The sequence below is a fragment of the Nonomuraea sp. NPDC004186 genome (genome assembly GCF_053603495.1).
The window spans coordinates 1-11,190 of record NZ_JBSGFQ010000220.1 but is presented as its reverse complement, the minus strand read 5'-3'; the positions used below and the strand labels follow the sequence as shown (position 1 = coordinate 11,190).

At 70.2% G+C, this 11,190-nt stretch carries 14 protein-coding genes; 6 read left to right on the top strand and 8 right to left on the bottom strand.

The annotated features are described in order from the left end of the window. Positions 1 to 783 (top strand): alpha/beta hydrolase-fold protein (locus ACWEPL_RS63700; protein ID WP_452442647.1); only part of this gene is annotated, 783 nt, incomplete at its 5' end. A 26-nt stretch (positions 784 to 809) separates the two neighbouring features. On the opposite strand, the gene ACWEPL_RS63695 is transcribed toward ACWEPL_RS63700, so the two are convergent. Next, a complete protein-coding gene (locus tag ACWEPL_RS63695) occupies positions 810 to 2,108 on the bottom strand; it encodes a lysine N(6)-hydroxylase/L-ornithine N(5)-oxygenase family protein (RefSeq protein WP_452442645.1) in 1,299 nt (432 codons plus the stop codon). Positions 2,109 to 2,235: 127 nt separating this feature from the next. On the opposite strand from ACWEPL_RS63695, the gene ACWEPL_RS63690 reads away from it, so the two are divergent. Continuing rightward, a complete protein-coding gene (locus ACWEPL_RS63690) occupies positions 2,236 to 3,180 on the top strand; it encodes a methionyl-tRNA formyltransferase (RefSeq protein WP_452442642.1) in 945 nt (314 codons plus the stop codon). A 4-nt stretch (positions 3,181 to 3,184) separates the two neighbouring features. Here ACWEPL_RS63690 and ACWEPL_RS63685 read toward each other — a convergent pair whose 3' ends face one another. Continuing rightward, positions 3,185 to 3,316, bottom strand: coding sequence for a hypothetical protein (locus ACWEPL_RS63685; RefSeq protein WP_363975109.1), 132 nt, complete (start codon positions 3,314 to 3,316; stop codon positions 3,185 to 3,187). 18 nt (positions 3,317 to 3,334) lie between these two features. Here ACWEPL_RS63685 and ACWEPL_RS63680 point away from each other — a divergent pair, with 18 nt between their 5' ends. Then, on the top strand, positions 3,335 to 3,541 hold the full coding sequence (locus ACWEPL_RS63680) for a hypothetical protein (RefSeq protein WP_363975112.1): 207 nt from the start codon (positions 3,335 to 3,337) through the stop codon (positions 3,539 to 3,541). A gap of 20 nt (positions 3,542 to 3,561) precedes the next feature. On the opposite strand, the gene ACWEPL_RS63675 is transcribed toward ACWEPL_RS63680, so the two are convergent. Then, a complete protein-coding gene (locus tag ACWEPL_RS63675; protein ID WP_452442640.1) occupies positions 3,562 to 4,617 on the bottom strand; it encodes a cellulose binding domain-containing protein in 1,056 nt (351 codons plus the stop codon). A 338-nt stretch (positions 4,618 to 4,955) separates the two neighbouring features. On the opposite strand from ACWEPL_RS63675, the gene ACWEPL_RS63670 reads away from it, so the two are divergent. Beyond that, positions 4,956 to 5,201, top strand: a complete 246-nt coding sequence (locus ACWEPL_RS63670) for a cellulose binding domain-containing protein (protein WP_452442649.1) — start codon at positions 4,956 to 4,958, stop codon at positions 5,199 to 5,201. A gap of 23 nt (positions 5,202 to 5,224) precedes the next feature. On the opposite strand, the gene ACWEPL_RS63665 is transcribed toward ACWEPL_RS63670, so the two are convergent. Beyond that, the gene (locus ACWEPL_RS63665; protein WP_449966320.1) at positions 5,225 to 5,641 is read right to left on the bottom strand and encodes a VOC family protein; all 417 of its coding nucleotides are present in this window, start codon (positions 5,639 to 5,641) and stop codon (positions 5,225 to 5,227) included. A gap of 72 nt (positions 5,642 to 5,713) precedes the next feature. On the opposite strand from ACWEPL_RS63665, the gene ACWEPL_RS63660 reads away from it, so the two are divergent. Beyond that, complete coding sequence (locus ACWEPL_RS63660; protein WP_452442638.1) at positions 5,714 to 6,331, top strand: TetR/AcrR family transcriptional regulator; 618 nt, start codon at positions 5,714 to 5,716, stop codon at positions 6,329 to 6,331. Here the strand turns inward: ACWEPL_RS63660 and ACWEPL_RS63655 are convergent. From ACWEPL_RS63655 to ACWEPL_RS63640, 4 genes are read right to left on the bottom strand one after another with little or no spacing between them, the layout of a single operon-like run. Further along, positions 6,304 to 7,119 (bottom strand): carbohydrate ABC transporter permease, encoded by an 816-nt coding sequence (locus ACWEPL_RS63655; protein ID WP_350735656.1) that lies wholly within the window; start codon positions 7,117 to 7,119, stop codon positions 6,304 to 6,306. The genes ACWEPL_RS63660 and ACWEPL_RS63655 overlap by 28 nt on opposite strands. Further along, positions 7,116 to 8,000 carry a carbohydrate ABC transporter permease gene (locus ACWEPL_RS63650; RefSeq protein ID WP_452442635.1) on the bottom strand — a complete coding sequence of 295 codons (885 nt, stop codon included), beginning with the start codon at positions 7,998 to 8,000 and terminating at the stop codon, positions 7,116 to 7,118. Before ACWEPL_RS63650 ends, ACWEPL_RS63655 begins: the two co-directional genes overlap by 4 nt. Continuing rightward, positions 7,997 to 9,349 (bottom strand): ABC transporter substrate-binding protein, encoded by a 1,353-nt coding sequence (locus ACWEPL_RS63645; RefSeq protein WP_452442633.1) that lies wholly within the window; start codon positions 9,347 to 9,349, stop codon positions 7,997 to 7,999. Before ACWEPL_RS63645 ends, ACWEPL_RS63650 begins: the two co-directional genes overlap by 4 nt. A gap of 21 nt (positions 9,350 to 9,370) precedes the next feature. Next, positions 9,371 to 10,381, bottom strand: coding sequence for a LacI family DNA-binding transcriptional regulator (locus ACWEPL_RS63640; RefSeq protein ID WP_363975133.1), 1,011 nt, complete (start codon positions 10,379 to 10,381; stop codon positions 9,371 to 9,373). Between the two features lie 182 nt (positions 10,382 to 10,563). Here ACWEPL_RS63640 and ACWEPL_RS63635 point away from each other — a divergent pair. Then, a partial coding sequence (locus tag ACWEPL_RS63635; protein ID WP_452442632.1) for an ADP-ribosylglycohydrolase family protein occupies positions 10,564 to 11,190 on the top strand: 627 nt, incomplete at its 3' end.

Sequence of the window (11,190 nt, the reverse complement as noted above, 5' to 3'; positions counted from 1 at the left end):
GGCGCGGGAGGTGACCGGTCCATCGCCGCGACCCCGGACGCCCCCGCCCAGCCGCACTGGCCCGCCGTCGGCGCCGAAGACGTCCTGCCCCTCCCGCGCACCCGGATCCGCTGGACCAGCGAACGGCTCGGCGGGCGGCGCACCGTGCGGGTCCACCCGGCGGGCGGCGGCGGGCCGGTGGTCCTGCTGCTCGACGGGGACGACTGGCTGTACCTGCACCCGGCCATGACGGCGTTCGACTCGGCCGTCGCCCACGGCGAGATGCCCGCCGCCACGCTCGTCTTCCTGCCCGCCCAGGACAGGGAGGCCGAGTTCGGATGCGTGGCCGAGCTGTGGGAGGCGGTCCGGGACGAGCTGCTGCCGCTGGTCGCCGAGAGCGGCGTGCCCGCCGACCTGGACCGGCTGGTGGTCGCCGGGCAGAGCCTCGGCGGGCTGAGCGCGATGTACGCGGCCCTGGAGTTTCCGGAGCTGGTGTCGGCCGTCGCCTGCCAGTCGGGGTCGTTCTGGTGGACGCCCGGCGCCGCCGAACTGGCCGACCCCATGGGGGGACCGGTCGGCGGCGCCGTCGCCGCGCGCCTGCGGGAGCGCCCCGACCTGTCCGGACTGCGGGTCGCGTTCGACGTGGGGGAGCACGAGGCGCGGATGCTGCCGCACTGCGAGCTGGTCGAGACCCTGGCCGAACAGGCCGGTGCGACCGTGCGGGTCTCCCGGTCGGCCTCGGGCCACGATCGGGCGGGCTGGCGGCATGCCCTGCTCAGGGATGTGGCCTGGGCGCTGCGGTGACGGCCGGGCCATCACCGCAGCGGCTGTCAGCGCGAGAACGCGAAGGAGGTGCGCAGCCGCCCGGCCACCGCGTCGACGATCTCCCCGGCCCGCACGGCGGTGTTCGACAGCAGCGTCGAGGTCAGGCCGTGGGTGTGTTCGGTGGCTCCCTGCACGTAGATGCCGCAGCGCAGGTGCGTGGAGGTGGCGATCCGGTAGTCGCGCTCGATGCGCAGGGCGCCCGAGGGCAGCCGCTCGCAGTGCTCGCCGACCGCGCCCAGCAGGGTCAGCGGGTCGCCGGGCCGGTAGCCAGTGGCGTAGACGAGCGCGTCGGCGTCCAGGACGGTCCGCTCCCCGGTGGGCAGGAACTCGACGGTGGCGCGCACGCCCTCGGCGTCCCGGGCGACCTCGACGAGCCTGGAGGCGTTGAGGATGCGCAGCCGCTGGCTGCCCCGCACCTTCTCCTGGTAGTGCCTGCGGTACAGCTCGTCGATGAGGTCGAGGTCGACCACCGAGTAGTTGGTGGAGGCGTGGTAGGCGCGCAGCCTGTCCTTGACCGCCTCGGGCGCGTCGAAGTAGTGGTCGACCGCGCCGGAGTCGAAGATGCGGTTGGCGAAGGAGCTGTCGTCGGCGGGGGTGTAGCCGTACTTGGAGAAGACCGCGCACACCTCGGCGCCGGGGAAACGGCCGTGCAGGTGGTCGGTCACCTCGGCGGCGCTCTGGCCGGCGCCGACCACCACCAACCGGCGCGGGTCCGTCAGCGCGGGGAGCCTGTCCAGGAGATCCTCGCTGTGCCAGACGCGGTCGTCGCCGACCATCCCGTCGGGCAGCACCGGGACCAGGCCGACGGCGACGACCAGGTTGCGGGTGCGGCGGGTGCTGAGCTCCCCGTCGGCCTGGCGGACCACCACGTCGAGATACTCCACCGCGCCGTCGACGGTGACGGGGGTGACCGCGACGACCTCCGAGCCGTACTCGACCTGGTCGGCGAACGGCGCCGCGGCCCACTCCAGGTAGTCGTGGAACTCCATGCGGGAGGGGAACATCGTCTTGTGGTTGATGAAGTCCAGCATCCGGCCGCGCGCCTTCAGGTAGGACAGAAAGCCGAACTCGCTGGTGGGATTGCGCATGGTGACCAGGTCCTTGAGGAAGGAGACCTGCATCGTGGTGCCTTCGAGGAGCATGCCGCGGTGCCATCCGAACGAGAGTTGCTTCTCCAGGAACACCGCGTCGATCCGCTCGCCGGTACGCGCCTGCCGCTCGCGCAGCGCGATGGCCAGGGCGAGGTTGGACGGTCCGAAACCGATGCCGACGAGGTCGTGGACGGGCTGCTCGGCAGTGGGCATGAAAGGCCTTTCGAGAGAGCGGTCCGAGACGGGGAGCCATGGGTGGAATCAAAAACCAAGTTAGGTTAGGCTCGCCTAATTAGGCGAGCCTAACCTTTATTCCCCTCACCTCACAAGGAGAGCGCTGATGCGGGTCGTGATGTTCGGCTACCAGACCTGGGGGCATCGCACCCTCCAAGCCCTGCTGGACTCCGGGCATGACGTGGTGCTGGCGGTCACTCACCCTCAGAGCGACCACGCCTACGAGAAGATCTGGAGCGATTCGGTGGCCGAGCTGGCCGAGGCGCACGGCGTACCGGTCGTGCTCCGCAACCGGCCCGACGACGAGCTCCTGCTCACCCTCAAGGAAGTCGAGCCTGACCTCATCGTCGCCAACAACTGGCGCACCTGGATACCGCCGGAGATCTTCACCCTGCCCCGGCACGGCATCCTCAACGTGCACGACTCGCTGCTTCCGGCCTACGCCGGCTTCTCCCCGCTCATCTGGGCGCTCATCAACGGCGAGAAGGAGGTCGGCGTCACCGCCCACATGATGAACGCCGAACTGGACGCCGGGGACATCGTCGTACAGCGCGCGGTCCAGGTCGGCCCGGCCGACACCGCCACCGACCTGTTCCACCGCACGGTCGACCTCATCGGCCCCATCGTCGCGGAGGCCCTGGACCTCATCGCCTCCGGCCGTACCGAGTGGAAGCCCCAGGACCGCACCAAGGCCAGCTTCTTCCACAAGCGTTCGATCGAGGACAGCAACATCGACTGGAACTGGCCCGCCGAGGACATCGAACGGCTGGTACGCGCCCAGTCCGACCCCTACCCCAACGCTTTCACCCACTACAGGGGCGAGCGCGTCCGCGTCCTGAAGGCCTCGGTCTCCCAGGGCGTCTACGGCGGCACCCCGGGCCGGGTGTTCATCCGCGAGGGCGACGGCATCGTCATCGTCGCGGGCGCCGAGGCCCGCCGGGGCGGCAGCCACGGCCTGGTGATCGAACGGGTGCGCACCGAGGACGGCACCGACCTGCCGGCCGGCGAGGTGTTCCGGACGATGGGCGGCTACCTCTCCCGCCACCCGTGAGCGATCACTGGTAGGCGGACGCCTGAAGGTCGTACAGGCGGGCGTACCGGCCTGAGAGTTCGATGAGCTCGGCGTGCGTGCCGCACTCGGTGATGCGGCCGCCGTCGAGCACGGCGAGCAGCGGCGTCGACCGCATGAACGCCCGTGCAGCTGCTTGACCAGCGTCGTCTTCCCGCTGCCGTGGTCGCCGGCCAGCGCCACCGTGGCCCCGGCCGGGAGCCGCAGGTCGATGCCGCGCAGCACGGGCGGCCCGCCGTACGAGAAGTCCACGCCGGACAGGGTGATGCCGTCGCGCAGCCGGTCGGGCGGGGGTTGCGTGCCGCTGGTGCTCGCCCGGTGCAGGTCGCGCAGCCAGAGGTAGTGGTCGGCGCCGGGGACCGCTCAGGGGCTGGAGCAGCCGATGCCGGTGGGCGTGTTCGCGCCGTTGCCGCCGGCGACGTAGCCGAACGTCGTGGTGCCGCCGCCCGCGAGGGTGCCGTTGTAGGAGGCGTTGCGGACGCTGATCGCGCCGCTGGTGCCGGTGTTGACGCCGCCCCACAGGTTGGTGACGGCCTGCCCGGCGGCCAGGGTCATGCCCACTGTCCACCCGTTCAGCGGCGCCGAGCCGTTGTTGCGTACGGTCACCTCCGCCTGGAAGCCGCCGCTCCAGGTGTTGACCGTCCGGTAGGTCGCGGTGCAGGCGCCGCCCTGCCCGGGAGGCGTGGGCGTCGGGGTCGGCGTGGGGGTCGGGGTTCCCTCCAGGCTGCCGGGGACCGAGCGCAGGGCGTTGTACCAGACGGTCGCCATCTTGCTGTAGCCGCCGGCGTTGGGGTGGACGCCGTCGGCCAGGTCCGCGGTGGTCAGGGCGCTGTACATGTCCACCAGGTGGACGTGTTTGCCGGCCGCGGCCCTGGACTGCACGATGCCGGGGATCGCCGAGTTGAAGCCCCTGACGGTCGGGTCGGCGCCGTTGAGGGGGATGATCGTGGCCACGAACACCTCGGCGTCGGGCGCGGTGCCGGTGATGCGGTCGATGAGCGTGGCCAGCCTGGAGGACGCGCCGGTCGGGTTCTGGTACATGTCGTTGGTGCCGATGTGCAGCAGGATCGTACGCGGCTGGTAGGTGCGCAGCCAGGTCACGATGTTGGCGTCGATCTGGTCGATCCGCCATCCGGAGTGGCCTTCGTGGTCGTGGTCGCCCAGGTTCGACGGCCCGTTGAACTGGGATCCGACGAAGTCGACCCGGTATCCGGCCGCCACCAGCTTCTGCCACAGGTCGACGCGGTAACCCCCTGGCACGTTGAACCCGTCGGTGATCGAGTCGCCGAGCGGCATCACCCGTACGCCGCCGTTCGACTCCGCGCCGGCCGCCGTTGAGTACACCGTGGCGTAGACCGTGGCCGCGAGCAGCGCCAGCACGGCGACCAGGCCGCTCAGCAGGCGCATCATCCTCACCATGGATGCCTCCGTTTCTGCGAGCTCTAACAGAGACCGCGGTCCCTGAACGGCCGGCCCCTTCCACGTGGAGCGAACCCCGCCGGGCGTGGACCCGTCAATGCGCCGCCCCGCCGATCCCGTCCTGCCGCCCGCCGTCTTCCCTGGTCGCGCAGCGCGGCCCGCCCCCGGACGGAGAATGAAAATTTCACGCCACCGGCCCCGTGAAACGTTTCGGGTATCCGGCCTGAAGGAAGCCCTGGACGCGATCCGTACAGAGCTCGGATGGCCAGGTTAAGTCGCGGCCGTGCTCGTCGCCGCGGCCGTCCTCGTCCACCGGGGGGCCAAGATGGTCTACCAGTATCTCGGGGCCGCCGACCGGATCGGCCGGCACCTCGGCGATCAACGGCTGGACGGTCACCTGGAACTGGCCCGGATCGCAGAGCGTCACCCAGCTGTGGGGCGGGGTCCGCTCGGGCGCCGCGCCGTTCGTCAGCGTCCGCAACGAGTCCTGGAACGGCAGGCTCGCCGCCGACGCCACCACCACCTTCGGCTTCACCGCCGCCGGGACCGCCGCCACCCCGGCACTCACCTGCACCGCCACCTGACCACCCGCTTCGCCGCCCGGGCGTCATGAGCCGGCGTACTGCCCGGCGTACTCCGCCGAGGGCGCGATCGGGGTGATGACGTCGATGAGGACCCCGTTGGGATCGGCCACGATGAAGTGCCGCTGCCCGAAGTCCTCGCTGCGCAGCGCCAGCTCGGCGGTCAGCCCCGCGCCGACGACGAGCCGTTCCCATTCGGCGTCCACGTCCGCCACCTCGAAGTTGAGCAGCAGCCCGCGGACCGGGGCGCGATACGCCTCGGGCAGCGTCGGGTGGGTGTGGTCGAGCAGCGCGAGCTCATAGGACGGCGTCCCGGGCCGCCGCAGGCTGACGTACCAGTCGGCCTCGAACGTCGTCTCGAACCCCAGGAGCCCGGTGTAGAAGTCGCGGGACTCCTGAAGCCGGGCGGTGCAGATCACGGGATAGAAGCTGGTCAGTTTCATACGAACCTCTTTCGCATACCATCGGTACGTGAATGTGTATTTGACGTACCATCGGTATGTCAAGGAGGAAGCATGAAGACGCACGGCGTCCGGGCGCAGCGACGGGAGCAGACCAGGCAGGCCCTGCTGCGGGAGGGCAGGCGCCTGTTCGCGGACCGGGGTTACGGCGCGGTGAGCCTGTCGGAGATCGTCGCCGAGGCCGGGGTGACCAAGGGCGCGCTCTACCACCTCTTCGAGAGCAAGGCCGAGTTGTTCAGGGCCGTCCTGGAGCAGGTGCAGCAGGAGGTGGCCGAGACGGTGGCGCGGACCGCCGACGTCCACGACGACCTCTGGACCCGCCTGACCGTCGGCTGCCAGGCGTTCCTGACGGCCAGCACGGCCCCGGGCGTTCAGCGGATCATGCTCGTCGACGGCCCCGCCGTGCTCGGCTGGACGGAATGGCGCGCGATGGACGAGGCCGCCTCGGCCCGCCACCTGGCCGAAGCGCTCACCGACCTGATCGAGGAGGGCACGATCGCGCCCCAGCCGGTCGCGCCGCTGACCCACCTGCTGTCCGGCGCGATGAACGAGGCGGCGCTGTGGCTGGCCGGCTCGGACGACCCCGCGGACCTGCCGGCCACCCAGTCCGCCCTCGCACGGCTGCTGGAGGCGCTACGGCACGCTCAGCCGGACATCCCCGAGGAGGTGTAACCCTCGACGAAGCGGCGTTGCAGAGACAGGAACAGCACCAGAGGCGGCAGGGCCATGATCAGACCGGCCGCGCTGACGAGCGCCCAGTCGGGGGAGAAGCCCTGCTGGAAGGAGTAGAGCGACAGGGAGACCGGCAGTTTCTCGCTGTCCTGGATGAACGTCACGGCCAGCAGGAACTCGTTGTACGCCTGCAGCCCCGCGATCAGGCCCGCGGTGAGGACGCCCGGCCAGATCAGCGGGAAGACGATCCGGGTGAACAGCCGCACCTCTCCCGCGCCGTCGAGACGCGCCGCCGCTTCGTACTCCCTGGGAACGGCGAGCAGGAACGAACGGATCAGCAACGTGGCGAACGGACTGTAGATGGCCCAGTAGATGACGATCAGCCCGAACCTGCTGTCGTACAGCCCGATCTTCGTCCACAGGGACAGCAGCGGCACCAGGAACAGCTGGATGGGCAGCGAGCTGGCGACCAGCAGATAGAGGATGAACAGTCCGGGTTTGGGCAGGTCCAGCCGGCCGAGCGCGTAGGCGGCGCAGCCGGAGATGACGCAGACCCCCGCCGCGGTCGACACGGCGATGATGGCGCTGTTGACCAGGCCCGCGCCCATGTTCGCGTCGGTCCAGGCCGTCGCGAAGTTCTCCCAGCGGAACTCGCCGGGAAGGCCCAGGGGGTTGGCGCTGATCTCGCTCGGAGTCTTCAGCGAGGCCAGGACGAAGACCAGCATCGGGCCGAGGGCGTAGACGGCCAGGACGGTCAGGATCAGGTAGGCGAACGGGCGCCGGGTCATATCTCCCACCTCAGGCGGCGGCGCAGGTAGAGGTAGCCGCCGACGGTGACCGCGCTGATCAGGGCCAGGATGACGCCGATCGCCGAGGCGTAGCCGGCCTGCTGCTCGCTGAACGCGGCGCGGTACATCACGGTGCTGAGCACGTCGGTCGAACCGGCGGGACCTCCCTGGGTCAGGATGTAGATGTAGTCGAAGACGAGGAACGACCAGATGACGGTCATCAGCGACAGGAACATGAAGGTCGGGCGGATCGACGGCAGGGTGATGTGCCAGAACTCGCGCCAGCTGCCGGCGCCGTCCATCCTCGCCGCCTCGTAGAGCGACGGCTCGATCGACTGCATGGCCGCCAGGAAGATCACGACCAGGAAGCCCCACCACTGCCAGTTGTTGATGAAGGCGACCGCGCCGAGCGCGATCCGCCCGTCACCCAGGAAGTTCAGGTCGTTGAGCCAGGGGAGGCCCAGGCTGCCGAGGGCGGGTGCCAGGCCGCTGGTCGGGCTGAGGATCTGCCGCCAGATGGCGGCCGAGACGACGGTCGCGATCACGTACGGGATGAAGTAGAGCAGCCGGAACAGCAGCTGGCCGCGCTGGATCCGGGACAGCAGGAAGGCGCCGAGCAGCCCCATCGACATCGGCACGACCAGGAAGAAGGCCGTCCAGAGCAGGTTGTGCAGCAGGGCCCCGCGGAAGTCGGGGCTGCCGAACAGCGTCGCGTAGTTGGCGAGCCCGACGAAGTGCGCCTCGTCGAGGCCGTCCCAGTCGGTGAAGGAGTAGTACACCGACATCAGGCCGGGCCCGGCGACGACGAGCAGGTTCACGAGCAGCAGAGGAGCGATGAACAGCCAGGCCGTCAGCCGGGCGCGGGCACGGGGCGCGCTCACGACTCGGGGGCGAACGGCTTGGCCACCGCGCCCGCCGCGAGCTCTGCGGCGAAGGTCTTCTGCAGTCCGGCGCAGAAGTCGGCGGGCGACATCGCACCCGTGATGACCTTGTCGAACTCCGTGTAGAGATAGGTGTCCGTCTTCGGCGGGACGAAGCTCCAGCTCGCGTAGCCCAGGTTCGTGGTTTCGGGGATGGCCTTGTACAGCCGCGCGACCCGCTCGTCCATGCCGGCCGGGTAGGCATCGGCGGAGACCTTGAGCGGCGGGGGGTTGGTGCCGGTCGTGGCGAGGAAATCGAGCATGCGCTTGGGATCGGCGATGAGGTAGTCGATGAACTCGGCCGCCCCCGCCGGGTTCTCCGAACGCGCGTTGATCGACAGCGTGGTGCCGATCGCCAGCGGATAGACCCCGGCGGGCACGCCGTCACCGAGCGAGGGCAGCGGCGCCCAGTCCCACTTCTTGCCGCCGGTGAAGAACGTGCCGGCCGAGTCGAAGCTCCACGTTCCCGTCATGTACATCGCGACCTTGCCGGCGGCGAGGCCGGTGAACATGTCGGTGTCGGTGTTGGTGAACCAGCGGTCGGCCCCGCCGCCCCACCAGCCCTTGTCGATCTGCGCCTTGAACAGGGTGATGGCGTCGACGAAGACCTTGTCGTCCCACTTGCGGGCGCCGGTGAGCGCCTCGTGGATCGCCTTCGGGCCGGCGGCGGCGTTGAGCACGCAGGTCAGGTACCACTCGCTCTGCGCCTTGTAGCCGCTGTTGCCCGCCCCTACGGGGATCAGGCCCGCGCTCTTGGCGGCGGCGCACACGGTCTCGAACTCGGCCAGCGTGGTCGGCACCTTCCAGCCGTGCTGGGCGAAGGTGTCGGGGTTGTAGTAGAGCACCAGCGAGCCGTAGCCGACGGGCACGGAGTGGAGCTTGCCGTCGATCTTGCTGACTTCGTACGCCCAGGGCAGCAGCTTGTCCTGCCAGCCGTACTTCGTGGCGTACTCGTCGAGCGTCACGGTCTTGGCGCTCTTGGCGAAGGACAGTGCGGCCGAGGGGCCGTCGGCGTAGACGACGTCGGGGCCCTTGCCCGCCGCCACCGCGGTGTTGGTCAGGTTGCCCAGCGTCATGAGCTGCTTGACGTCCATCTTGACGCGGACGTCCTTGGCGCTCTTGTTGAAGGCGTCGACGAGGTTCTGGCGGAAGTACTTCTCGCTGTCGGGGGTGGCGAAGGCGGCCCAGTAGGTGACGCTGTTGCCGCCGGAGCCGGAGGACGAGGTGCCGCACGCGGCGAGCGCCAGACCGGCGGCCACGGTGGTGCCGCTCAGCTTGAGGAAGTCACGGCGGGCGAGGTTGACGGACAAGGTGGTTCTCCTTACGGACGGCTATGACGAGTCGCGGACGATGAGCCGGTGGGCGAGGACGATCTCGCGGGCCGTGTCGTCGTACTCGCCGGCCAGCCGGTCGAGCAGAAGACGTGCGCAGGTCCTGCCGATCTCGCGGGCCGGGTTGAGCACTGTGGTCAGGGCGGGGGTGATGAGGGAGGCGGCCTCGATGTCGTCGTAGCCGGTGACGGCCACGTCGCCGGGGACGGACAGACCGAGCTGCCTGGTCACGTCGAGCGCTCCGACGGCGATGAGGTCGTTGGCGCAGACCAGGGCGTCGGGGCGGGGCGAGCGGGAGAGCAGGACTTTGGCCCCCTCCACGCCGCCCGCCCGGGTGAACGTGCCCGAGTGGATCAGCTCGGGCAGGATCGGCCGGCCGGCCTCGCGCAGCGCCCGCTCGTAGCCTTCGAGCCTGATCTGGCTCGGGTGCGCGTGCGGCTCGCCGTTGAGGAACGCGATGCGCTGGTATCCCCGGTCGATCAGGTGGCTGACGATGTCGTGCACGCCGCTGGTGTCGTCGGCCCTGACGATGTCGCCGAACTCGGCGCGGAAACGGCCGCCCAGCCGTACGAGCTTGGTGCCGGATTTTGCGATCTTGTCGATGTCCTGATCGGTGGCGCCGTAGGTGGCCAGCACGATGCCGTCGACCCTGCGGGCCAGCACGTGCCGTACGACCTCGGGCAGGGCCCGGCTGGGCAGCGCCGCGTCGGTGACGGACAGCAGGTAGCCGCTCGACATCAGCACGTCCTGCAGCCCGGCCGCGACCAGCGGGTAGAACGGGTTGGTCAGATCGGGGACGATCAGCGCGATCGACTCGCTGCGGTCCGTCCGCAGGCTGCGGGCCGACGGGTTCGGCCGGTAGCCGAGCTCTTCGATGACCGCCTCCACCTTGGCCCGGGTACGGGCGCTGACCGGTCTGCGGCCGCTCAGCACGTGCGACACGGTCGTCACGCTGACTCCGGCGGCCGCGGCGACGGCGGCGATGTCCGGGCGCCGGCCTGCTTCCTTCATCTCGCTCCCACAAATGCAAATCGATTTGGGTCGTAGCATGGGGTGCGGCCCCGGCTCCGGTCAAGGGGTCAGCGTAACGATCCTGTTTCCAGAAGTCATCCCAGGCAGCTCGCTGTTCGTGGGGGAGCGTGCGCTGCTAGCGTGTGCGGCATCATGCAAAACGATGCGACTCTGGAGAGCGAGTGACCACTCTGGACCGGTGTCGAGGCGCGCTGCTCGGCCTCGCGGTCGGCGATGCCCTCGGCGCACCCACCGAAGGCATGACACCTGCCGAGATCCACGCACGCTACGGCAGGGTCACCGACTTCCTCACCGAGGACGCGGCCGGCACCGACGACACCGAGTACGCGGTCCTCTGCGCCCGGGGCCTGCTCGCCCACGGCAGGAGCATCACCGCCGACGACGTGGCCGACGTCTGGCTGGACGCGGTCGCGGCGCAGCGGGGCGGCTTCCACGGCGCCGGCTTCAGCGAGATGGTCGCCCTCGCCAACCTGCGTTCGGGGCTGCGACCGCCGCAGAGCGGCAGCGACAGCTACGAGATGTGGAGCGACGGCGCCGCGATGCGGATCGCTCCCGTCGGCATCCTCTGCATGGGCGACCCCGACGAGGCCGCCAGGATCGCGGCCGTCGACGCCTCGGTCAGCCACGCCCGCGACGGCGTCTTCTGCGCCCAGGCGGTCGCCGCGGCCGTCGCCGTCGCGATGACCGCGCACGACCACCGCGACGTGATCGACGCGGGCGTGCGCGCGCTGCCACGGGACTCCTGGTCGGCGCGGCTGGTGGGCCGGGCGCTCGACGTGGCCGCGGGG

Bases quoted from the DNA above. Each gene is read 5' to 3' on its own strand.
- ACWEPL_RS63695 (WP_452442645.1), bottom strand. From the start codon at position 2,108: ATGCCCACTGCCGAGCAGCCCGTCCACGACCTCGTCGGCATCGGTTTC.
- ACWEPL_RS63690 (WP_452442642.1), top strand. From the start codon at position 2,236: ATGCGGGTCGTGATGTTCGGCTACCAGACCTGGGGGCATCGCACCCTC.
- ACWEPL_RS63685 (WP_363975109.1), bottom strand. From the start codon at position 3,316: ATGCGGTCGACGCCGCTGCTCGCCGTGCTCGACGGCGGCCGCATCACC.
- ACWEPL_RS63675 (WP_452442640.1), bottom strand. From the start codon at position 4,617: ATGGTGAGGATGATGCGCCTGCTGAGCGGCCTGGTCGCCGTGCTGGCG.
- ACWEPL_RS63665 (WP_449966320.1), bottom strand. From the start codon at position 5,641: ATGAAACTGACCAGCTTCTATCCCGTGATCTGCACCGCCCGGCTTCAG.
- ACWEPL_RS63660 (WP_452442638.1), top strand. From the start codon at position 5,714: ATGAAGACGCACGGCGTCCGGGCGCAGCGACGGGAGCAGACCAGGCAG.
- ACWEPL_RS63655 (WP_350735656.1), bottom strand. From the start codon at position 7,119: ATGACCCGGCGCCCGTTCGCCTACCTGATCCTGACCGTCCTGGCCGTC.
- ACWEPL_RS63640 (WP_363975133.1), bottom strand. From the start codon at position 10,381: ATGAAGGAAGCAGGCCGGCGCCCGGACATCGCCGCCGTCGCCGCGGCC.